Origin of the sequence: Marinobacter sp. W-8, assembly GCF_044342215.1 — a bacterium.
In the GTDB taxonomy this organism is placed as follows: domain Bacteria; phylum Pseudomonadota; class Gammaproteobacteria; order Pseudomonadales; family Oleiphilaceae; genus Marinobacter; species Marinobacter nauticus.
The window spans coordinates 2,001,299-2,021,983 of the sequence record NZ_CP172297.1; the positions used below are offsets into that span (position 1 = coordinate 2,001,299).

A 20,685-nucleotide genomic window follows, 5' to 3' on the forward strand; every position below is an offset into this window, starting at 1 on the left:
CCTTTTGGTGACTTTTTATTCAGAGGAGCCTATAATGATGAAAATTCATCAACGGAGGCCAGGGCATGCCAGAAGCTGTTAGTGCAGCACCGGAAACCAGCGATAAAGCTCTGCTGTCCAAAGCCCTGCTGAACGCAGCCAAAGCCTTTGGTTTGCCACAAGCGGAAATCGCGGCCGTGGTTGGCCGCAACCGCACAGGTTTGACCCGCGACGGCATTGATCCGGCCAGTAAGTCGGGTGAACTGGCACTGTTGTTTATCCGGCTTTACCGCAGCGTCTATGCACTGACCGGCGGTGAACGGGAGGCCATGACCCATTGGCTGAACACGCCCAACCACTATTTTGAGGATACACCCAGACAAATGATCCAGAGCACGGAAGGCCTGGTTCGGGTGGTTCACTACCTGGACGCCATGCGGGGGCGGATTTGAACTATCGGGAACGGATTGCCCAGTCCATCACACCGCTGCAAGGCAACCTGTTTCGGGTGGTGGAAAGTCAGGAAGACATCGCGACGGCACGCATCGTAGACAGTATGCAGGAACAGAATCGACTGGAGGAACTGCTGGAAAGCAACAAACCACCGGTGCCCGGCACGGCCCGAAAACGCCATTACCTGCTGACCACCCCGTTCCGCTACCCGCCCCTGAAATACGGCTCACGTTTTGGCCGCAGTTTCGAACCCAGTCTGTTTTACGGAGCCATGAGCATTCCCACGGCTCTGGCGGAAACCGCGTTTTATCGGTTTGTATTCATGAGCCATCTGAAAGTCCCGTTCAAGCGCCCGTTAACCACCTTGCATACGGTGTTCAGCGCCCGATTCCGCACGGAACGAGGTGTTCGGCTGCAGTCTGAACACTGGCAGGATCTGCATCATACGCTGGCAGATCCAGTCAGCTACCGGGAAAGCCAGGCCTTGGGTACCGACATGCGCAGCCTGCAAGTGGGCGCCTTCCAGTTTCTCTCAGCCCGCGCTCTGCAGGCAGGCCTCTATGAGCTCCCCGTCCATCCGGACAACGGCGTCGAAGGCGTCAATGTAGCTTTGTTCAATGCCAGTGTGTTCCGGGACGCCGCCCCCAGAAGTTATCAAAAACTGATTGCCGTGACGTCGCCCAGCCAGGTGTCCATGAGCCTGTCGGAGCCGGATGGCAGCAAGCAGGTTTACGAATTCAGCCTGGACCAGTTTCTGATAGAGGGCGAACTGCCTCAGCCGGCGCCGTAGCTTCTGCCGTTTCTCTCTCCTGAAGATCGGTCTGCCAGCCGCCTCCCAGCGCCTTGTACAGATCCACCGCTGCAATCAGCCGATTCAACCGCACCTGGCTGAGCTGCTGCCGGGCATCAAACACCGTTCGCTGGCTTTCCAGCAGGGTGAGCAAGTCATCTGCCCCTTCCCGATAGCGCACTTCGGTCAACCGTAAGGTCTCTTCCGCCTGAGCGAGAATACTCTGTAACCGCTGCTCCTGGTCCAGATACAGCGCTTCTCTGTCGAGTGCATCCCCTACTTCCTGGAATGCCGAGAGCAGGCTGGCACGGTAATTCTCCAACAAAGCCACCCGCCGGGATTCCGAAATGGCCACATTGTTGCGACGCTGGCCTCCATCAAACAGAGTCTGGCTGAGGGCAAGCAGGCCATTGGCGGTTTGCAGTGGGTCTGCCAGGCTTAAAAAGCTGTTGGTAGAGAAGCGAACCGCACCACTGAGCGACACCGATGGCATCAAGGCCGCCCTGGCCTGCTCGACGTCCGCACTGGCGGCCATCAGCCGAGCCTCCTCAGCCGCCAGGTCCGGTCTTCGGGTAACCAGGCTAGCCGGCGTTTCCGGGTTGATCTCCGGCACTTGAACCGCAAGTAGCCCAGCCTCCGGAATGTCTTCCGTAAACGGATAATCCCCGGTCAGTAGACGCAAGGCCGCTAACCGTTGCCGGGCCTGATACTCCAGTGGCGGCACCGCATTCTTGAGGTTCAGTACGGAAGTTTGCTGGCGGGACAATTCCGAACGATCAGCCACGCCATTACGATATCGGGCCTCAACCAGGGCCAGTGTCTTTTCACCCAGTTCCAGATTCCGACGCGCAATATCCACGCGCTGCTGCAACTCCTGCCATTCGAACCAGGTACTGGCTACCGAGGCCACCAGCGTCATTCGGGCGGCGTCATAGTCATACTCCGAAGCCTGGAAACCCGCGAGAGCCCCGGCTTCCGCGGCGGACAGGCGACCCCAGAGATCCAGCTCGTAGTCAACCGACAGCCCGAGGCTACTCGAACCACTGGTGACACGATCCTGGCCGGAGGCCTCGCTTGCCTGTTTACCCGTGCTTCCCGACGCACCAAGGGTCGGCAGCAAGGCAGCTCCGGCGTTGCGCAACTGCAAGTCTGCCTGAATCACTGCCTGAGCGGTGGCGGCCAGGTCTGGATTATTCGAGAGCGCCCGGTCGACCAAACGGTTGAGCTCTTCGTCACCGAAGGCATACCACCAACGCGAACCAACAGCTTCGCCGGAGCCAGCCCCGATGTGCCACTGCGCTGGAGGATTCACTGGCTGCTCAATGGGTTGCGACTGAAAGCTCCCGCATCCAGTCAACAACACCGACAACAGTGCAATATGGCGAATGCTCATAAGATTACTCCGAGGCCAGGGCATGAACCGGGTCCAGATGGGCAGCCTTGCGGGCGGGCAGAAACCCGAACAGCAGGCCTGTGGCGAAAGCGCAACCGAAGGCCAGGGCCATGGGTAGCAGCGTCATGTGAATAGGTGTTCCCAGTGAGCCAATAATCCGGGTTGCCGCAATGCCGATGACAACACCAATCAACCCACCAATGGCCGATACCAGCCAGGCCTCAGTCAGAAACTGCTGCAGGATATTCCATGCACGGGCACCGGTGGCCATGCGAATACCGATCTCGCGGGTACGTTCGGTGACGCTCACCAGCATGATATTCATAACCCCGATACCACCCACAAGCAGGGAAATTGCTGCAATAGAGCCCAGCAGCCAGGTGAGCGTATTCTGGGTTTCCGAAACGGTTTCAATCAATGAAGCCATGTTGCGGATAGTAAAGTCCTCAATGCCATGGCGGGACATCAGAGTGTCGTGGATGAGGGCTTCGATCTCATCCATACGATCGATATCCGCCACAGCCACGGTGATGTTGCGCAGGTGTGTTTGCCCGAAGATGCGCAGGCTGCCCGTGGTGTAGGGAACAAACACCACATCGTCCTGGTCCTGCCCCATGGGAGAGGCGCCTTTTTCATCCATCACACCAATCACCTGAAACAGCACGTTGTTAACCATCAAGTGTTTGCCGAGAGGGCTTTCGTCGGGAAACAGGGCGTTGGCGGTGGTTTTGCCAAGTACCGCCACGGCTGCGTAGCTGGCTTCATCCTCGGCGCTGAAGAAGGTACCTTCAACCACAGGCCACTGGCGGGCCACCGGGAAGCGGAAGGAGGTAGCATTGATCTCGGCCGAGTGATCCCGGTTGGAATATCGCAGCGTCTGTCCGCCAGTCAGCTCAGGTATTGCTGCAAGAACACCCCTTATCTCATTGATTGCTTTAAAGTCAGATGGTACCAGTGTGGTCACGCTCCAGCGCCCACCCCGCTGATCGGGACCACCCGGGCGCACCAGCAGCAGATCACTGCCCATGGTGCTGATTCGGTCGACGACATCCTTTCGGGCCCCCTCCCCGATCGCCAGCATGGTGATCACTGAGGCCACCCCGATCACGATGCCAAGCAGAGTCAGCGTCGTCCGAAACAGGTTGCTGTGCAGGGAACGCACCGCGCTTTTCAGGGCTTCGTGCCAGTCGCCAAGGCGGGAACGACGACGGGCATTCTGGTCGGTTGGCTGAATCGTGACTGAAGGCACTTCTGCGCCGGTGTCCTCAACAATCTCGCCATCGGCAATGCGAATCTGCCGACGAGCCACAGTTGCCACATCGGGGTCGTGGGTGATCAGGATAATGGTGTGGCCCTGCTCAGAAAGATCGGTTAACAGCCGGATCACCTCCTGGCTGCTCTTGCTGTCCAGAGCACCAGTCGGTTCGTCTGCGAAGATCAACTGGCCGCCGTTCATCAAGGCCCGGGCAATAGACACTCGCTGTTGCTGACCACCCGATAGCTGTGCCGGCCTGTGCGACAGACGCTCGCCCAGCCCGAGCCCGGTGAGCAACCGTTCCGCCCTTGCGTGCCGTTCGGCCGGTGCCATTCCGGCGTAAATGGCGGGGATCTCCACATTCTCACGAGCTGTCATCCCGGCCAGCAGGTTATAGCTCTGGAACACAAAACCGAAGGCATCGCGCCGAAGCCGTGCCAGTTCGTCCCGGTCCAGGGCAGACACGTCCCTGCCATTGAATCGGTACTGGCCAGCGCTGGGCTGATCCAGACAGCCAAGGATGTTCATCAGGGTAGACTTGCCGGAGCCCGATGGCCCCATGATGGCCACAAACTCACCGGGCCAGATTTTCAGATCAATGCCCTTGAGCACAGGAACCGCCAGTTCGCCCTCTCCAAAGGATCGGGTAATGCCCTGAAGCTCAATCAACGGTCGCGGGCTCATCTCAGCATACCCCGAAAGGCAGCCTTGCCCTCACCCTGAGCGGCCCGTGGATCCCGGTTTGCGAGAACCACCTGATCACCCTCATTCAATCCCGACCGAACCTCCACGTATACCCGGTTGCTGATGCCGGTTTCGATGTCCCGAATCTGTGGCTGCCCCTTTGCATCCAGGACCTTGACCTGGTTTCTCGCCACCGCACTGACTGGCACCCGCAATACGTCCAGCGCTTCATCCTGAATAAAGAACACCTGGGCGGTCATCTGGGGCAGCAACCGTCCCTCCTGGTTATCCACCGTAAACAGGGCGTTGTAGAGCACCACGTTGTTGGTTACTTCGGGAGTTGGCTCAATGTACTGCAACTCTCCGTAGAGCTTATGCTCGGCATCGCCGAGTGTGGTGAAGTAAACCCGCATGCCCGGTTGCAGCTTGCCAACGTCGGCCTCGGACACCTGGGCCCGCACCCGCATGGTGCTCAGATTGGCAATGCGCATAAGCAACGGCGCGGTCTGGCTCGCGTTCAGGGTTTGTCCCTGGCGGGCCTCAATAGAGACCACGGTCCCGTCCATGGGCGCATAGATTCGCGCATAACCCAGATTGGCTTCTTCAGCCCTCAGGGTGGAGGAGGTCTGTTCTATCTGTGCCTCAAGCATGGCCAACTGCGCCCGGGCAGACGCTAACGATGCTTCGGCAGTCTGCAGGGATTCCCGTGTGGTCGCATCTTCACGCCACAGGTTCTGCTGGCGCTGGAACTGGATCTCGGCGAGGCGCAGCTGGGCCTTGCGATCGGCTAGCTGGGCCTGCTGGTTCTTCAACTGGGCGCGGGTGGCATCCACTTTCGCCACATACACGGTAGGGTCGATTTCCGCCAGCAGATCGCCGGTGCTAACGGGTTGGCCCACTCGTACGTGAATCAGCTCCAGCTGGCCGGAAACCTGTGCACCTACATCCACATAATTACTCGGCTCAAGCACGCCGGTGGCCGAAACCAGGTTCTGGATGTCGCCTCGGTTCACCGCCACGGTATTCAAAGCCGGTTCATCGCCGTTAGCATTGCGGGCGTACCAAACGACAGCGAAGGCTATCGCGCACAGCACACACAGAAATCCAACCCACTTCAGCCAGCGATGCCCGGCACGGGTAGCAGAGGCCATTCAGATATCTCCAAGAGTTCAAATCAGACCGAACCATAGAGAACTGATACGAGAAAAAGAAGCCGGGGATCAGGGTTTTGCGAAACCTTTACACGAACGATCTCAGGCGCAAAGAGGATATAGGGTTACAGCCCTCCTGTAGCGAGCTGAATAGCAATCGCAGCCATCATCAGGCCGATAACACCGTCAATCACACGCCACGCCGCAGGCCTGGCCAACCAGGACGCCAGCCGGGAACCGGCCCAGGCCAGCGCGCCGAACCAAAGCACCGACGCGCTGCTGGCACCCGCCACAAACGTGGCCGGATCCGATTGCTGGGCACCCACGGCCGGAATCAGCAGTAACGTGTCCAGATAAACCTGGGGGTTCAGCAAGGTGACCGCCAAGGTTGTCAGGATTACGCCTTTGACGGTGCTGCGCCGAGCTTCCCCTGCCGCCAGTGACGCCCTCCCCTTCAGAACCCGATAGAACGCCTGTCCTGCCAGCAAACCGAGAAACCCAACGCCCAGCCATCTGAGCACGTCCAGCGCCTCGGGCATGGCCATCAGTGCCGCACTCACACCAAACATGCCCAGAGTGAACAGCAGGATATCCGAGGTCATACACAAACCGGCCGACCACCAATGGTGTTCACGACGAATGGCCTGACTGAGAACGTAGGCATTCTGGGCACCAATAGCCACGATAATTCCACCACACACCACCAGGCCTGTCAGATAACTTTCAAACACCGCTGCACTCCTTATGATTAATGGCGCAAGCCTACCCCGTTACCGCTATACTTGAAATTCATCCTGTTAATGCCTGATAAGTTTTGCTTATGCTTGATTACAAGTTGCTCGAAGCTCTTGCTGCCGTGGTCGACGCCGGCGGTTTTGACAAAGCCGGCGACATGCTGGGTATCAGCCAGTCCGCCATTTCTCAGCGAATTCGTACACTTGAAGTCAGGCTTGGCCAACCTGTGCTGGTGCGAAGCCAGACCCCAAGAGCAACGCCCGCCGGCCAGAGATTGCTTAATCATGTTCATCAGGTGCGCCTGCTGGAACGCGACCTGACCAGTTCCATTCCCTCCCTGGCCGAACCAGCCACTCGATTTCGCGTCGCGCTCAATGCGGACAGCCTCGCAACCTGGTGGGCCTCTGCCGTCGGCGACTTCTGTACCGAAGAAGGAATACTTCTGGACATGGTGGTAGAAGACCAGGACGTAGGACTGCGGCGCATGCGCGAGGGCGACGTAGCCGCCTGCCTTTGCAGCAGCCCTCAGCCGGTTGCCGGCGCCCGGTGCATACCGCTGGGAGTGATGACGTATCTGCCATTGGCCACACCGGAGTATACCCGCCGCTATTTTCCAGACGGGCTGAACAACAGGAGCCTGCAATCCGCGCCCGCCATCGTGTTTGGCCCCAACGATCAACTCCAGCATCGGTTTCTGGCCCAGGTTGGCTATCAGGGAAAGTTTCCGCACCACCTGTGCCCGTCATCCGAAGGCTTCGTAAAGCTCGCGCTGGCCGGCATGGGCTATGGAATGATTCCGGAAATTCAGGCCCGGGAGCATATCCAGGCAAATCGACTGGTTAGTATCGCCCCGGGCAGTGGCCTGGAAGTACCGCTTTACTGGCACTTCTGGCGGCACGGTGGGGAGTTGATGTCTCGGTTAACGCGCAAACTGCAGGATTCGAGCGAGTTGGTTTGAGCGGTTTCCGGTGATCAGGGTATCTGCCTAGAAAAAATAGCTATGCAAACCATCCAGACAGGAGTAAAGTGGCCGTCGTTGGAAAGATTTAGCAAAGCATTCATCAATAAGACGCATCCCTGTTGTTATAAGTAGTGTTCGTCCTGTTTTTGATCACGCCAGTTTTTATGTTTCCGCACACCGCTGACCTGCCCTCACAACGAGACCAGGCAGCACATTAAATGATTGAATTCAGGATAGTAAAATATGTCTACTGTTACCGGTACTGTTAAGTTCTTCAACGAATCCAAAGGCTTCGGCTTTATCACTCGTGAAGGCGGCCCGGACGTTTTCGTTCACTACAGCGCCATTCAGGGCGGCGGCTTCAAGACTCTGGCAGAAGGCCAGCAGGTTGAATTCACCGTGACTCAGGGCCAGAAAGGTCCTCAGGCGGAAAACGTAGTTGGTCTGTAATTAACAGCCCAGTACGATCAAAAAGGCAGCTTCGGCTGCCTTTTTTTGTTGCCTGAATTTCCGTGTTAGTCCGTATTCATCCTTATTAGTACCATGGTCGGGCTCACCTTGAGCCACGCTAAGGCCTATAATGCCTGCTCGGGTGAATTCACTCCCCAGGCCCTCGAGGCTCAGCAAACCAGAAAAGGCCCACCATGTTTTCTGACCAGTTCTATTCCGTCCAGGACGGACGTATTGTGATTTCCGCACCCCAGGCCAGCTACTTTGCCAAAGAGATCGCCGGGGACTTCAATCCGATCCACGATCCGGACGCCCGTCGTTTTTGCGTGCCCGGCGACCTGCTGTTCACCATTGTGGTGTCCCGTTTCGGGCTCTCAGAAAATATGACCTTCAAGTTCCGTAACCTGCTTGGTGCCGAGGTTCCGCTTGAGTTCCGCGAAAGCGAAAATGGCGAAGCCATCAACGTTGTCGACGAAGCCGGTAAGGTCTACCTGGAAGTTACCCGTAAAGGCGCGGTAACCCGGGATGAAAAAGTGATTGAAGAGTTCAGTCGGTGCTATGTTGCGGCGTCCGGGAAAAACTTTCCGCACACGCTCAAGCCCTTGATGGAATCACACGGGGTAATGTTCAATCCCGACCGGCCAATGGTGATGTATGAGAGCATGAGCCTGGCTCTCACACAGCTGGAGAATCCTCACCCAGACCTCGAATTGAACAACGCGGACCTGGAAGTTGCGGGTAAACGCGGCAACGTAACGCTTGAATACAACCTGCAGTCTTCCGGCAAAACCGTTGGCGAGGTTGCCAAGCGGCTGGTACTGGGCGGCCTTCGGGAGTACTGCCCTGAGGCCATGGCCGGCATCATCGAGGAATTTTACCGGCTCAAGGCAAGAGGCACCCGCTGGGGAATGGAGAGCGCTGATCAGCCAGCCGGATTGTAACGCTCCAACGTTTGCAGGCAGACATCCACGGTTACCGATAACGTTTTCAGCGCCGCAGCCCGGGCCCTGCCTTCCGCACTCGCCCGGTAGAGGTGTGGGGTCATTGCCAATAAATCGGCAATGGGCTCGGCGCCGTCAAGGTGCACTGTAAAGCGTATGTCCTGGGTGCCGATTCGCCGAAAACCTTCTGGTACCGGAGCCACTTTACGGGAGTCTGCGCGAACTTCCGGGTAGACAATCTCCCGCAATTCCCTCAGATGATCCTGGCCGGCGTCTACCTGTACCAGTCGCCCGCCTGGCCTTAAAACCCGCGCAAACTCCGGATACACCGGAAACCCGAAGAGGCAAAGCACACGGTCGACTGAAGCTGGTAACACCGGCAGATTGGCATTGCTGCCAACCACCCAGCATGCGCGCTTTTCCCTGCGCGCAGCCGCCAGCACCGCCCACTTGGAAATGTCCAATCCGAGCAACGATAGTGAGATTTCACCCTCCGGGGACGCTAGCTGACGCAAATAATAGCCCTCACCACAGCCGGCATCCAGGCAACTGAGTTCGCTGCCCGTGGCAGCGTCGTTCAGGATTGCCGCCGACACGGCATCCGCAATCGGGCGATAGTATCCCGCCTCAAGAAAGCGCTGGCGCGCGGCCACCATGGCTTTGCTGTCACCGGGTTCTTTCGAGCGCTTTTTCTGAACTGGCAGCAAATTTACGTAGCCCTGGCGGGCAATATCGAAGCTATGGCCCTGTGGGCAGCGCCAGACTTTGTCTTCCCGCTGCAGCGGATTGCCGTCGAGCGGACAGGCGAGGGATTCAAAGGGAGTGGTGTTCACTGAGCGTCCAAACGTTGGAAATGCCGGCGTATTCTAACAAGGAATATCCCATCAGGCTCGCAAACGGAGGAATGGCTTCCTATTCTTGTTGTGAACGACTGGAAAGCGCATAGATGCGTTCTCACCCAACCGGGAGGAGTCTCGTCCGTCATGGATAAGAAGAAGGACAGATCGTCGTCATCGTCACAATCGGAGCAAAGTGAACAAAAGTTCCATGAGTTGATTGAGAGCCTTCCGATGGTTGCCGTTCAGGGCTACGACCGGAATCGGAGGGTCATCTACTGGAATGAAGCCAGCACAAGACTATACGGGTACTCCAGAAATGAGGCTCAGGGAAAACGGCTGGAGGACCTGATTATTCCGGAAGCCATGCGCGAAGCCGTCATTGAGGCCCACACCAACTGGCTCGATCACAACATCAGCATTCCCGCAGAAGAACTGGCACTGAAACACAAGGATGGCCACCTGGTTCCCGTTTACTCCAGTCATGTCATGATCAAACAGGATACCGGCGAGTGCGAAATGTTCTGTATCGACATCAGCCTGGAAGAACAAACGCAAGCCAAGGCAGAACTGGTTCGCCGCGCCAGCTTTGATGATCTTACCGGGTTACCCAACCGACGCCTGATGGAATCTGAGCTTGAAAGCCGGCTGGTCGAAGCAGATCGCTGCAATCGCGAAGTTGCAGTGATCTTCATGGACCTGGACAACTTCAAATTGATTAACGATACCCTCGGCCACTATCAGGGCGACTCCCTCCTCAAATCGGTTGCCGACACCTTAAAGCAGGAATTGCGACACAGCGATCTGCTCTGCCGTTTCGGAGGAGACGAGTTCGTTCTGTTACTGTTCGATTTCCATGGCCCTGAAGGCATTCATGAATTACTTCAACGGCTGGTCAAGGCACTCGAAAGCAAGGTGCAGCTTCACGGTGATTGCCATCAAGTATCGGCAAGCTTTGGCGTCAGCCTGTACCCACACAATGGCGGCACCGCAACGGAACTTATGGGCAACGCAGACGCGGCCATGTACCGGGCAAAGGAGATCGGAAAGAATACGGTCTGCTTCTACACCTCTGATATCAACGACCGGCTCGTCAAATATCAACAGATTACCGCCCTGCTCCGACAAGCCCTGACGAATGGCGGATTGGAACTTTACTACCAGCCACAGATAGATCTGAGAACTGGCGGGACCACCTCCTGCGAGGCGCTGTTGCGGTGTTTCGACAAGGCATCAAACCTTGTCTCCCCGGCGACATTTATCCCGGTCGCTGAAAAATCCGGACTTATAAACCGTATCGGTGACTGGGTCATCGATGCCGCATGCAAACAGCTCAAAGCCTGGCAGGGAACTGAGCTCGCGGGCTTGCGTATTGACGTCAATCTGTCCGGTCGCCAACTGACCAATCCACACCTGGCTGACCAAATCCTGGAAACCATTAAACGTTATGGTTTGAAGCATGAGCAACTCGGGGTAGAACTTACGGAGAACGAGGTGTTTGGCAGCGAAGAGGGCCAAACCAGGCAACTGGAGCGCCTGAAGGCTGCCGGGCTCCATATATCCATTGATGACTTCGGTACTGGTTACTCTTCCCTGGTTTATCTTCGGAAGCTCCCGGTATGCAGCATAAAGATCGATCGAAGTTTCCTGCACTACGCCATGCAAAATGAAAGCGACATGGCAATCATGAAAGCCATGGTTACGGTCGGCCAGAGCCTTGGGTTGAGCATTCTTGTGGAAGGTGTAGAAACCGAGCAGCAGGCAAAGCTGATACGGGATCTCGGTTGCGATTTCGCGCAGGGCTTTCTTTACGCCAAACCGATGCCGGCGAGAGCGGCTGAGGCATTTATGAAGCCCCTGGCTTCGCGCAGTTAATGAGCAACAAACTTAGCCTGGCGTCCTTGAGGTCAGCCCCTTTGAAGGGATAGGTCTAACACCACCGGAGTATTCTCAGGCATATAACGTTCGTTGCAGGTACTGGCATTAATGAGACGGGTTTCGCCCTGCAGGTACTCACCATAGCCCTCATGAATATGCCCGAAGACATGAGCCTTCAGTATCAGCCGAGGACTACTGCCCAAGATCACAAGACTTTGATATAAGGGGGTAAAAATGGAGGCGCGGGTCGGAATCGAACCGGCGTACACGGAGTTGCAGTCCGCTGCATAACCACTCTGCCACCGCGCCGGGGAAGCCTGGATTCTGGCTTTTGCTCTCAGGAGGCATTGAGAGACTTGGAGAAATTGGAGCGGGAAACGAGATTCGAACTCGCGACCCCAACCTTGGCAAGGTTGTGCTCTACCAACTGAGCTATTCCCGCTCTAATGTTTCAGAAGCATTGCCTCGTCAACGGCTGCGTATTCTACGGATTCCGCCTTCGCCGTCAACACCTTTTTTTCAACTTTCTGTTTTTACTGACAATCTGAACAAAGTTTAGCCAGCAATAACTCAGGATCGATCCCCGGCCTGCGCTGTTACGTTACGCGCACCCGCCAACTGCCCGGCGGAATCGCAGTTCAGATAACTGGATGCCTGGAGCCACTCCTGGTCGGGATAGTACTTGAATACCAGCTGCCCGCCCTTGAGCTCGTCTACCACGGTTTTGATGATCTGGTTGTCTACCGCCGGGCAGCCATGACTGCGGCCGATTCTGCCGTACTTTGTGACCCAGCTGTCCTGAACATAGTCGGCACCATGGATGACAATTGCCCGCTGGCGAGCCAGGTCATTGAAGCCCGGCTCCAGTCCGTCCAGTCGCAACGAATAGCCGTGGGCCCCCCGATACGATTCGGCAGCCTTGAACAGGCCTATGCTGGACTGGTGACTGCCCTCGATATTGGAGAACGCGCTTGCCTCAGCATTGCCCGAGTTTTTACCGTGGGCCACCAGATCACGAAGGATCAACTCGCCTTCGTTCAGATCGAACAACCACAGCCTTTCTTTGGAGGACGGCAAAGAGAAGTCGATCACCGCCAGCCGCTCTGGCAAGGCCGTGCCATTGCTGATGGCACAACGGGTCGCTTTCAATGCGGCTTCGAGAACCTGTGGGCTCAGCTTGGGTGCCGCGGAGGCCAGGCGACCAAACATATCATCATTAGCGGATTGGGCGTGGCCTGCGGCCGACAAGCCAAGTGTAAAAAACACGCCTGCAAACAGGGCAGAAATCTTTCTTAGTTTGTGATGCTTGGGCATCAACCTTACCTCTCAACTCGAAGCTGTTTAATCCGTAGAACAAAAAATGCCCCATTCTACCAATAAAAAATGAGACACCCGTCATCGCCGTACAAAAAATAAACAAGCGGTAATCAAACATACGAATTCCGGGGCGTAGCTCCGGCGTGATAACATTGCAGTAACTCAACGGGGTGCCTGGAAGGGCTGAGACCATACCCGCGGAACCTGACCCGGTTAATACCGGCGTAGGGATTGAGTCACCACCTTTGGTGGTGTTCGCGGCATGGCCCCCCCGCTACTGAACAAGGTGCCGCTGTATGTTTTCACGCTTGATTCCCACACTTCTCGCCGTATCGCTGCCTGCGATGGCCGCTGCCGAAGAACCGGCCGTCCTGAATGTGTATACCCATCCATCCTTTGCCGCCGAGTGGGGCCCGGGGCCCGCTGTTAAAGAGGCGTTTGAAGAACAATGCGGCTGTTCCCTGAATTACACCGTGCTGGACAGCGGCGGAGACATTCTGCAAAGGCTCCGGCTGGAAGGAAGCTCCACACCGGCAGATGTGGTTCTCGGGCTGGATACCGGCACCATGGAGACCGCGCGTCAAACCGGCCTGCTGGGCCGCCACGGTCAATCACTGGAACGCCTGGCACTGCCCGTCAACTGGGACGACGACACCTTTGTGCCCTACGACTGGGGATATTTTGCTTTTGTCTACGATACCGAGCAGCTGCAAGAGCCGCCCTCAAGCCTCGAGGAACTGGTGAACGCGCCAGACGATCTCAAGATCATTATTCAGGATCCGCGCACCAGTACGCCGGGGCTCGGCCTGTTGCTCTGGATGCATACCGTCTATGGCGATCAGGCGCCAGCAAAGTGGCAGCAGCTCAGCAACAAGATTCTCGCCACCACCCAGAGCTGGAGTGACGGTTATTTCTCGCTATTCATGAATGGCGAAGCGCCCATGATCCTCTCGTACAGCACCTCGCCTGCCTATCACATGGCCATCGACAAAACTGACCGGTATCAGGCCGCCCGTTTCAATGAAGGGCATTACCTGCAGGTGGAAGTCGCGGCCCTGGTGGAAAGCTCCGACAACAAGACCCTGGCCAGAGAGTTTCTGGACTTCATGCTGACGGCGGACTTCCAGCGTCATATTCCACTGAAGAACGTGATGTATCCAGCGATTGGTCTTGGCGATGAATTGCCAAGCGTTTTCGACAAGCTGATCACACCACCCGAGGCCCTGTATATGGACCCGGCCAAGGTTGCCTCCATTCGTCGACAGTTGGTGAACGATTGGCTCAACGCACTGACCAACTGATGTAATGCCAGTACACACGAAAGCCGCCCCCTTCAGCCATCCAGGCTGGCAACTCTGGCCCGGCCTGTTACTCGGCACCGGGCTGTTGCTGCTGGTGGCACTCGGCCTGGGGAGCATACTGCAGGAGGCCGGCGAGCTGGACATGGGGAGTACGCTGGCAAGCTCCTATTTCCAGAGTGTGGTCCGCTTCACCCTCTGGCAGGCCTTTTTATCCGTCGTGTTGAGCCTGGCCCTGGCGCTCCCGGTGGCGACTGCCCTGGCCCGATACACAGGCTTTCCCGGACGCACTCTGATTCTGCGGCTGATGGAGCTGAGTCTGGTACTGCCCACCATCGTGGCAGTCTCCGGCATCATAGCGGTGTTCGGTCGGCAGGGCTGGTTCACCGGCCTACTTAACACCTGGCTTCCTGGAAATGGATGGAATCTTTATGGGCTGAATGGCATCCTGCTCGCCCACGTGTTCTTCAATGCACCACTGGCGGCCCGAATTCTTCTACAGGCCCTGGACTCCATACCCGCGCCGCGAATGCGGACCGCCTCTCAGCTTGGGCTCGGCGGCTGGTGGCTGTGGCGTGCGGTACACTGGCCCGCCATCAAACCGGTACTGCCCGGCGTGGCGGCACTGGTGTTCACGCTCTGCTTCACCAGTTTTGCCATCATCATGACGCTGGGCGGAGGGCCAGGAACAACCACCCTGGAAGTCGCCATCTATCAAGCACTGCGTTTCGAGTTTGATTTCGCCCGTGCCGCTTTGTTTGCCATTCTGCAGCTGTTGATCTGTGGCAGCCTCTGGTGGCTGGTTTTCCGGAAGCGTCTGGACACCGCTGTACTGCCAAACCGCCGGTTATCACGCCCGGTCCCTCTGTTTGCACGGCCCTGGCAAGGGTTTTCTGCGGGTCTGCTGTTGCTGATTTTCACAGCCTTTCTGGTCGCGCCACTACTGGCCATTATCCTGCGCGGTTTACCGGCGTTATGGCCAACGGCGGATACGCCTTCGATTTACCAGCAGCTATTGTCGGCCACCGCCCGCAGCCTTTTAATCGCTATTCCAGCCGGGCTCGGCTCAGTGGTCGTTGCATTGCTAACTCTGGCAGCCGCCAACCGGGCAGGTCAGCGCTGGCTGGCCATAGTGCCGGCTGTCACCGGCTATCTCCCCTTGATCGTTCCGCCTCTGGTACTGGGAACCGGGCTTTTTATTCTGTTAAGGCCGCAATTGGGGAATACCATGCAGGGCTGGTTTCTGGTGGCACTGATCAACGGGCTGATGGCCGTGCCGTTTGTGCTACAGATACTGCGCGGACCTCTCGCAAGCCTGGACTCCGGATCACTCAAACAGGCAGACCAGCTCGGTATCCTGGGTTGGTATCGATGGCGATGGCTGTATTGGCCGAATCTGCGCCGTCCAGTTGCTCTGGCCCTGGCGTATGGTGTGGCGTTATCTCTGGGTGACTTCGGTGTTATCGCCCTGTTTGGCAGCCCAGGCAAACCTACTCTCCCGGTTTTGCTTTACCAGCAACTGGGTAGTTACCGATTAGCGGAAGCCGCGGGTACCGGGCTCTGGCTGTTGGGGCTACTGATACTGATTTTTGTGTCGCTCTCCCGTGTTCCCGGCGTTAAGTCCAGAACAACTTCCGGCGCAAGCCAACCACTGCCGGAGCCTGAACATGCTTGAGATCAAAGATCTGGCCTTCGAGTATGGCCCTGACGGCCATCTCTGGCGATTCGATTTTTCCGTGCCTGCTGGTGAATGTCTGGCCATCCAGGGCCCGAGCGGTTCCGGCAAATCAACCCTGCTCAGTCTGGTTGCCGGTTTTCTCCCGCCAGCCAGCGGCCGGATTCTCTGGATGGACAGGCCCATTCAGTTGTTAAAGCCCTGGCAACGCCCGGTCACGAGCGTGTTCCAGGAACACAACCTGTTCGAACACCTGGATATCTTCACCAATATAGGCCTTGGCATTCACCCCGGCCTCAAGCTGGATGAATCTCAACGCCATGCCATTGAAACCGGGCTGGAACGCACCGGGTTAGCAGGTTTCGGCCCAAGAATGCCCGGCGAGCTTTCCGGTGGCCAGCGCCAGCGCGTTGCCCTGCTGCGCGCCATCCTGCGGCGCCAACCATTGCTACTACTGGATGAACCCATGACTGGCCTGGACACCGAGACCCGGAAGATCCTGTACGCCATGCTGCTGGAAGAGAAAGCCCGAGGCATCACCATGCTACTGGCCAGCCACGATGAAGAAGAGCGCAGAATACTGGCAGACAGCCACTGGAATCTTTAAGCTTTCAGAGAACTCAAACAGGGACTCCGTGACTCCGTGGCAAATGAACCCGGCCTATCTCAGCCACTTGGCGCCCACATTCCCGGTAATGCCGAACTCGGTGGTCATACGCTGAAGTTCTCCGGCGACTGGATACTAGCCCACTATTCAGCCCTGGATCGGCAAACAACTGCCCTGAACGCTCGCGCAGCCGGCTGCAACCCGGATTTTTCCGGCTTGGGCCGCCTGGACACCGCCGGCGCCTCGCTGATGGTGAAATTGCTTGGCAGCGACGCTCTGATCAGCGCTCTGGAACGAGCCCAATTGCCGGATGAACAGCGTGCCCTGATACAGGCGGTTGCAGAAGCCATGAACCAGCCGTCGGCGGAGGTCGCAACCGTTAACCCGGTCGTGGCGTTCCTGGCAGAAACAGGAAAAAAGGTTACCTCTCTGGGGCAGCTTATCTGGTTGTTGGCCGGGTTCATTGGCCAGACGCTGGGCACCCTGTTCTACATCCTGCCGCGGCCTAATCGCTGGCGTATGACCCCCTTTGTAGCGGCACTGCATGACACAGGCCTGAATGCCCTGCCCATTGTTGCCTTGCTCACCTTTCTGGTTGGCGCCGTGGTTGCGTTTCTCGGCGCGACGGTTCTTGAGGACTTTGGCGCGACTATTTACACCGTGGATCTGGTGGCGTTCTCGTTCCTTCGGGAGTTCGGCGTACTTCTGGCAGCCATCCTGCTGGCCGGCCGAACCGCCAGTGCATTCACTGCACAGATTGGTGCCATGAAGGTCAATGAAGAACTCGACGCCATTCGCACCCTGGGGCTCAATCCGGTGGAACTGTTGGTGGTTCCCCGGGTATTGGCGATGATGTTCAGCCTTCCCATTCTCACCTTTATCGGCATGATCTCCGGGATGGTTGGCGGGGCCATGGTTTGCGCTCTGGCACTGGACATTCCACCCAGTCAGTTCATTGCCATTGTCGAACGGGACATTGCCCTGAAGCACTTCCTGGTCGGCCTTGGCAAGGCGCCGGTGTTCGCGTTTCTGATTGCCGTCATCGGTTGCCTGGAAGGCTTCAAGGTGGCGGGCAGCGCACAGTCTGTCGGTGAACACACCACCTCAAGCGTGGTGCAGTCTATCTTTATGGTGATACTGCTGGATTCCGTGGCAGCGCTGTTTTTCATGGAAATGGGTTGGTAAGGCATGGCAGATCATCCGGTCATACAGGTACGCGCACTCGACAACCGGTTCGGCAGCCACATCGTTCATGAGAAACTCGATCTGGATCTTTACCCCCGGGAAATCCTTGGGGTGGTCGGCGGCTCCGGCACCGGCAAGTCAGTTCTGTTGCGCAGCATTGTTGGCCTTAATCCGCCATCCGGCGGACATATCACCGTGTTCGGTGAAGATCTTACGGAACTATCCGCCACGGAGCGCTCCCGCTATGAGCAGCGTTTCGGGGTTCTGTTTCAGGGCGGCGCCTTGTTCACCTCGCTGAACCTTGAGCAGAACATCGCACTACCGCTGATTGAGCATGCCCGGCTGTCGCGGGCCGCAGCGGAAGAACTGGCTCGAATGAAACTGGCCTTGACCGGCCTGCCGCCAGAAGCGGCCACGAAATACCCGGCCGAACTCTCCGGCGGTATGGTCAAGCGGGCGGCATTGGCCAGGGCACTGGCGCTGGACCCGGAAATCCTGTTTCTGGACGAGCCAACCGCCGGTCTGGACCCGATCGGTGCGGCCGCCTTTGACGAACTGATTGTGACCCTTCGCAACGCACTGGGCCTGACGGTGTTTCTTGTTACCCACGATCTGGATACCCTGTACACCACCTGCGACCGTGTCGCGGTTCTGTCTCAACGCAAGGTACTGGTTGCCGATACCCTGGAAAAGGTGGCACAAACCGACGACCGCTGGATTCAGGATTACTTCCACGGCCCCCGTGGCCGCGCGGCGATTGCTGCCCACAACAGGCTAACCGAACAGGAGCCCGGTTAATGGAGCCAAAGGCCCATCACGTTATCATCGGATTCTTTACCCTCGCGGCAGTCAGCGCAGCCTTGCTGTTTGCCTTATGGCTGGGCAAATCTTCCACCGACACCAACTGGGCCTATTACCGGATCGGGTTTGATCACCCGGTTGGCGGGCTGGCCAAGGGCAATCCGGTGCTCTATACCGGCGTTCCGGTGGGCGACGTGTTGGATCTCACCCTGGCGCCGGACAACCCTGCCCATGTGCGGGTACTGGTGCGGGTGAACCAGGACATTCCGGTACGGGAGAATACCCGCGCAGGCCTGGTACTGGCGAACATTACTGGCAGCATGAGCATACAGTTTACCGGAGGCACAACAGACAGCCCCATTCTCGAAGGCCACAAAGACAACCCACCACTGATTGCCGCCGAACCTTCCGCCTTCAGTAACCTGCTAACCAACGGCGAAGCCATGCTAGGTAAGGCAGAACAGCTGCTGGAGAGTGCCAACCAGCTGATGTCCGAGAACAACCTGAACAACATTGCCGAAATTCTTGAAAACACCCGCAAAGCCAGTGAATCCCTGTTGGCCAGCCGGGACGAGCTGGAAGCACTGATGGCCCGATTCGACGCAGCCGGAATACGCGCCGAAGAAGCTGCTATCAAGGTGTCTGCCGCAGCAGACAGGTCCCGAGAGGTACTGGATGAACGGGTAGAACCGGTTCTCCTGGCCATGTCCAGAGCGCTAACCACCCTGCAACCTACCCTGGACCGGCTGGACACCCTGACCGGCGATAATGAACTGGCGCTGGACGCCGGCCTTCAGGGTCTGGGAGAAATCACGCCGGCACTGCGGGAACTGCGCAGTACCTTGCGCAACCTGAACTCGTTTACGCGCAGACTGGAACAGGACCCGACCGGAACCTTGTGGGGCGGCGCCGGCATCAAGGAGTACGAACAATGAAAGTAGTATTCGCTCTTGCCTTGAGCCTGATTCTGGCTGGCTGCACGGTATTCCCGGTACCCGAATCCCCACGCTTGATGGAGCTGGCACCAGCAAGCGACTTGCCAGCATTTGGTCAGGCGCTGCCCGCAAGCCTTCGGGTAGATACGCCACTGGCTTCTGACCCACTGGACAGCACTCGTATTCTGATCAAACCGTCGGCATACGAATACCGGGCACTCGCAGGCGCCCGATGGCGGGAGAGTATTCCCGTGGTCGTTCGCGATCACCTGCTTGAAACTTTCCGGGCAAGTCGGGCGTTCGAGAATGTAATGACTGACACCAGCCCGGCCACGTCGGAGTTAACCCTGATCTCCGAGCTGACTGGATTTCATGCTGAAAACGGCGAGAATGGCACCCGGGTGGTGATCAGGCAGCACCTGCAACTGTTGGACAACCGAACCCGACAGAGTTTGTGTGTAAGGGATTTCGAAACGACCAGTGTTGCCGCCAGCACCGCCCTGGATGATCTCATGAAAACCTTCAGCGCCGTCGCCAATGACGCCGCAGGTGCCACTGTGAAATGGGCATATAATTGCGGCGTGGGTCGCTAAGGACGATGGAGCTGTTTGCTCAATTGGTTTTTCAACGATAGAATTCGCCCGGTTCCAGGAACGGAACGCTTACGCCAACTTCTTCACAAGGATCGTGCCATGTCCGCCATCCCCGGCCTTGAGTTTGTCGATAACACCAATCAGCGCACCCCCTGTGTACTGCTTCTGGATATTTCCTCCTCCATGTCTGGTGAACCGATTCGCCAGCTGAACGAGGGTCTGCGAGCCTTTGCAGAAGAGCTAAAATCCGACCCGGTTGCCTCGCTACGGGTTCAGGTGATGGTGATTACCGTTGGTGGCCCGGAAGACGTGCGCATCGTCCAGCCCTGGACCGACGCCGTAGACTTTGAGCCGCCCTATCTCCATGCCAATGGCCTGACGCCTCTTGGTCAAGGCATGGCCCTGGCACTCGATGAGATTGCCAGCCAGAAGGCGGTCTACGATGCCAATGGCATTTCCAGTACCCGCCCATGGGTGATTATGCTGTCCGATGGCTGCCCCAACGATTACGGCTGGGAGTCCTACGCCGATCAGGCCCGTGCTGAGGAAGAAAACAAGCGGGTCATCATTTTTCCCGTGGGGACCCGAGGTGCAGACTTCGAAGCGCTCGGTCGTTTCTCCAGCAAGACCCCTAAAAAACTCAAAGGCCTTCAGTTCCGGGAACTCTTTGTCTGGCTGAGCCGCAGTATGTCGACCGTCTCAGCAAGCGTGCCCGGAGAAAGGGTGAGCCTGCCAACCACGGATTCCTGGGCAGAAATCGAGGTCTGA

The 20,685-nt window shown here is 57.5% G+C and carries 20 protein-coding genes, 2 tRNA genes and 1 riboswitch; of the genes, 14 read left to right on the plus strand and 8 right to left on the minus strand.

Going from position 1 to position 20,685, the window contains the following annotated elements; all coding sequences use genetic code 11:
- Window positions 1–65 precede the first annotated feature (65 nt).
- Together ACF8YQ_RS09315 and ACF8YQ_RS09320 are read left to right on the plus strand one after the other, a co-directional pair.
- On the plus strand, window positions 66–431 hold the full coding sequence (locus tag ACF8YQ_RS09315) for an MbcA/ParS/Xre antitoxin family protein (protein WP_011784835.1): 366 nt from the start codon (window positions 66–68) through the stop codon (window positions 429–431).
- Window positions 428–1,222: an RES family NAD+ phosphorylase gene (locus tag ACF8YQ_RS09320; RefSeq protein WP_199452626.1), complete on the plus strand. Its 795-nt coding sequence runs from the start codon at window positions 428–430 to the stop codon at window positions 1,220–1,222. The genes ACF8YQ_RS09315 and ACF8YQ_RS09320 overlap by 4 nt, the downstream gene beginning before the upstream one ends.
- On the opposite strand, the gene ACF8YQ_RS09325 is transcribed toward ACF8YQ_RS09320, so the two are convergent.
- The 4 genes from ACF8YQ_RS09325 to ACF8YQ_RS09340 form a co-directional block, all read right to left on the minus strand.
- Window positions 1,170–2,615: an efflux transporter outer membrane subunit gene (locus ACF8YQ_RS09325; protein ID WP_396621216.1), complete on the minus strand. Its 1,446-nt coding sequence runs from the start codon at window positions 2,613–2,615 to the stop codon at window positions 1,170–1,172. The genes ACF8YQ_RS09320 and ACF8YQ_RS09325 overlap by 53 nt on opposite strands.
- A gap of 4 nt (window positions 2,616–2,619) precedes the next feature.
- Window positions 2,620–4,554 carry a MacB family efflux pump subunit gene (locus tag ACF8YQ_RS09330; RefSeq protein WP_396621217.1) on the minus strand — a complete coding sequence of 645 codons (1,935 nt, stop codon included), beginning with the start codon at window positions 4,552–4,554 and terminating at the stop codon, window positions 2,620–2,622.
- Entirely contained in the window at window positions 4,551–5,705 is a 1,155-nt protein-coding gene (locus ACF8YQ_RS09335) for an efflux RND transporter periplasmic adaptor subunit (RefSeq protein WP_396621218.1), read from the minus strand. The genes ACF8YQ_RS09330 and ACF8YQ_RS09335 overlap by 4 nt, the downstream gene beginning before the upstream one ends.
- Before the next feature lie 125 nt (window positions 5,706–5,830).
- Window positions 5,831–6,436 carry a LysE/ArgO family amino acid transporter gene (locus tag ACF8YQ_RS09340; RefSeq protein ID WP_396621219.1) on the minus strand — a complete coding sequence of 202 codons (606 nt, stop codon included), beginning with the start codon at window positions 6,434–6,436 and terminating at the stop codon, window positions 5,831–5,833.
- An 89-nt stretch (window positions 6,437–6,525) separates the two neighbouring features.
- On the opposite strand from ACF8YQ_RS09340, the gene ACF8YQ_RS09345 reads away from it, so the two are divergent.
- The 3 genes from ACF8YQ_RS09345 (at window position 6,526) to ACF8YQ_RS09355 (ending at window position 8,792) form a co-directional block, all read left to right on the plus strand.
- Window positions 6,526–7,398 (plus strand): LysR family transcriptional regulator ArgP, encoded by an 873-nt coding sequence (locus tag ACF8YQ_RS09345; protein ID WP_396621220.1) that lies wholly within the window; start codon window positions 6,526–6,528, stop codon window positions 7,396–7,398.
- Window positions 7,399–7,644: 246 nt separating this feature from the next.
- Window positions 7,645–7,851: a cold-shock protein gene (locus ACF8YQ_RS09350; RefSeq protein WP_011784828.1), complete on the plus strand. Its 207-nt coding sequence runs from the start codon at window positions 7,645–7,647 to the stop codon at window positions 7,849–7,851.
- A gap of 194 nt (window positions 7,852–8,045) precedes the next feature.
- On the plus strand, window positions 8,046–8,792 hold the full coding sequence (locus ACF8YQ_RS09355; RefSeq protein ID WP_153740135.1) for a DUF3581 family protein: 747 nt from the start codon (window positions 8,046–8,048) through the stop codon (window positions 8,790–8,792).
- Here the strand turns inward: ACF8YQ_RS09355 and ACF8YQ_RS09360 are convergent.
- On the minus strand, window positions 8,774–9,625 hold the full coding sequence (locus tag ACF8YQ_RS09360; protein ID WP_206852161.1) for a putative RNA methyltransferase: 852 nt from the start codon (window positions 9,623–9,625) through the stop codon (window positions 8,774–8,776). The two genes, ACF8YQ_RS09355 and ACF8YQ_RS09360, sit on opposite strands and share 19 nt — an antisense overlap.
- Before the next feature lie 150 nt (window positions 9,626–9,775).
- Here ACF8YQ_RS09360 and ACF8YQ_RS09365 point away from each other — a divergent pair, with 150 nt between their 5' ends.
- On the plus strand, window positions 9,776–11,503 hold the full coding sequence (locus ACF8YQ_RS09365; RefSeq protein WP_396621221.1) for a putative bifunctional diguanylate cyclase/phosphodiesterase: 1,728 nt from the start codon (window positions 9,776–9,778) through the stop codon (window positions 11,501–11,503).
- Between the two features lie 238 nt (window positions 11,504–11,741).
- On the opposite strand, the gene ACF8YQ_RS09370 is transcribed toward ACF8YQ_RS09365, so the two are convergent.
- From ACF8YQ_RS09370 to ACF8YQ_RS09380, 3 genes are all read right to left on the minus strand, one after another.
- Window positions 11,742–11,815, minus strand: a tRNA-Cys gene (locus ACF8YQ_RS09370).
- 57 nt (window positions 11,816–11,872) lie between these two features.
- Window positions 11,873–11,948 (minus strand) — tRNA-Gly (locus ACF8YQ_RS09375).
- A gap of 128 nt (window positions 11,949–12,076) precedes the next feature.
- Window positions 12,077–12,820, minus strand: a complete 744-nt coding sequence (locus ACF8YQ_RS09380) for a murein L,D-transpeptidase catalytic domain family protein (RefSeq protein WP_396621222.1) — start codon at window positions 12,818–12,820, stop codon at window positions 12,077–12,079.
- A 159-nt stretch (window positions 12,821–12,979) separates the two neighbouring features.
- Window positions 12,980–13,071: riboswitch (TPP riboswitch) on the plus strand.
- Window positions 13,072–13,119: 48 nt separating this feature from the next.
- On the opposite strand from ACF8YQ_RS09380, the gene thiB reads away from it, so the two are divergent.
- The 8 genes from thiB to ACF8YQ_RS09420 all read left to right on the plus strand — a co-directional run bounded on the left by thiB (window position 13,120) and on the right by ACF8YQ_RS09420 (window position 20,685).
- Complete coding sequence (gene thiB / locus ACF8YQ_RS09385) at window positions 13,120–14,124, plus strand: thiamine ABC transporter substrate binding subunit (protein ID WP_396621223.1); 1,005 nt, start codon at window positions 13,120–13,122, stop codon at window positions 14,122–14,124.
- Between the two features lie 4 nt (window positions 14,125–14,128).
- Complete coding sequence (gene thiP / locus ACF8YQ_RS09390; RefSeq protein WP_396621224.1) at window positions 14,129–15,796, plus strand: thiamine/thiamine pyrophosphate ABC transporter permease; 1,668 nt, start codon at window positions 14,129–14,131, stop codon at window positions 15,794–15,796.
- A complete protein-coding gene (locus ACF8YQ_RS09395) occupies window positions 15,789–16,403 on the plus strand; it encodes an ATP-binding cassette domain-containing protein (protein ID WP_396621225.1) in 615 nt (204 codons plus the stop codon). The genes thiP and ACF8YQ_RS09395 overlap by 8 nt, the downstream gene beginning before the upstream one ends.
- A 78-nt stretch (window positions 16,404–16,481) precedes the next feature.
- Window positions 16,482–17,588 (plus strand): MlaE family ABC transporter permease, encoded by a 1,107-nt coding sequence (locus tag ACF8YQ_RS09400; protein WP_396623290.1) that lies wholly within the window; start codon window positions 16,482–16,484, stop codon window positions 17,586–17,588.
- Window positions 17,589–17,591: 3 nt separating this feature from the next.
- The gene (locus ACF8YQ_RS09405; RefSeq protein ID WP_396621226.1) at window positions 17,592–18,386 is read left to right on the plus strand and encodes an ABC transporter ATP-binding protein; all 795 of its coding nucleotides are present in this window, start codon (window positions 17,592–17,594) and stop codon (window positions 18,384–18,386) included.
- Window positions 18,386–19,324: an MlaD family protein gene (locus tag ACF8YQ_RS09410; protein WP_396621227.1), complete on the plus strand. Its 939-nt coding sequence runs from the start codon at window positions 18,386–18,388 to the stop codon at window positions 19,322–19,324. The genes ACF8YQ_RS09405 and ACF8YQ_RS09410 overlap by 1 nt, the downstream gene beginning before the upstream one ends.
- Window positions 19,321–19,917 carry an ABC-type transport auxiliary lipoprotein family protein gene (locus ACF8YQ_RS09415; RefSeq protein ID WP_396621228.1) on the plus strand — a complete coding sequence of 199 codons (597 nt, stop codon included), beginning with the start codon at window positions 19,321–19,323 and terminating at the stop codon, window positions 19,915–19,917. The genes ACF8YQ_RS09410 and ACF8YQ_RS09415 overlap by 4 nt, the downstream gene beginning before the upstream one ends.
- A gap of 99 nt (window positions 19,918–20,016) precedes the next feature.
- The gene (locus ACF8YQ_RS09420) at window positions 20,017–20,685 is read left to right on the plus strand and encodes a VWA domain-containing protein (protein WP_396621229.1); all 669 of its coding nucleotides are present in this window, start codon (window positions 20,017–20,019) and stop codon (window positions 20,683–20,685) included.

Bases quoted from the DNA above. Each gene is read 5' to 3' on its own strand.
- ACF8YQ_RS09315 (WP_011784835.1), top strand. From the start codon at position 66: ATGCCAGAAGCTGTTAGTGCAGCACCGGAAACCAGCGATAAAGCTCTG.
- ACF8YQ_RS09325 (WP_396621216.1), bottom strand. From the start codon at position 2,615: ATGAGCATTCGCCATATTGCACTGTTGTCGGTGTTGTTGACTGGATGC.
- ACF8YQ_RS09330 (WP_396621217.1), bottom strand. From the start codon at position 4,554: ATGAGCCCGCGACCGTTGATTGAGCTTCAGGGCATTACCCGATCCTTT.
- ACF8YQ_RS09335 (WP_396621218.1), bottom strand. From the start codon at position 5,705: ATGGCCTCTGCTACCCGTGCCGGGCATCGCTGGCTGAAGTGGGTTGGA.
- ACF8YQ_RS09345 (WP_396621220.1), top strand. From the start codon at position 6,526: ATGCTTGATTACAAGTTGCTCGAAGCTCTTGCTGCCGTGGTCGACGCC.
- ACF8YQ_RS09350 (WP_011784828.1), top strand. From the start codon at position 7,645: ATGTCTACTGTTACCGGTACTGTTAAGTTCTTCAACGAATCCAAAGGC.
- ACF8YQ_RS09355 (WP_153740135.1), top strand. From the start codon at position 8,046: ATGTTTTCTGACCAGTTCTATTCCGTCCAGGACGGACGTATTGTGATT.
- ACF8YQ_RS09365 (WP_396621221.1), top strand. From the start codon at position 9,776: ATGGATAAGAAGAAGGACAGATCGTCGTCATCGTCACAATCGGAGCAA.
- ACF8YQ_RS09380 (WP_396621222.1), bottom strand. From the start codon at position 12,820: ATGCCCAAGCATCACAAACTAAGAAAGATTTCTGCCCTGTTTGCAGGC.
- thiB (WP_396621223.1), top strand. From the start codon at position 13,120: ATGTTTTCACGCTTGATTCCCACACTTCTCGCCGTATCGCTGCCTGCG.
- thiP (WP_396621224.1), top strand. From the start codon at position 14,129: ATGCCAGTACACACGAAAGCCGCCCCCTTCAGCCATCCAGGCTGGCAA.
- ACF8YQ_RS09395 (WP_396621225.1), top strand. From the start codon at position 15,789: ATGCTTGAGATCAAAGATCTGGCCTTCGAGTATGGCCCTGACGGCCAT.
- ACF8YQ_RS09405 (WP_396621226.1), top strand. From the start codon at position 17,592: ATGGCAGATCATCCGGTCATACAGGTACGCGCACTCGACAACCGGTTC.
- ACF8YQ_RS09410 (WP_396621227.1), top strand. From the start codon at position 18,386: ATGGAGCCAAAGGCCCATCACGTTATCATCGGATTCTTTACCCTCGCG.
- ACF8YQ_RS09415 (WP_396621228.1), top strand. From the start codon at position 19,321: ATGAAAGTAGTATTCGCTCTTGCCTTGAGCCTGATTCTGGCTGGCTGC.
- ACF8YQ_RS09420 (WP_396621229.1), top strand. From the start codon at position 20,017: ATGTCCGCCATCCCCGGCCTTGAGTTTGTCGATAACACCAATCAGCGC.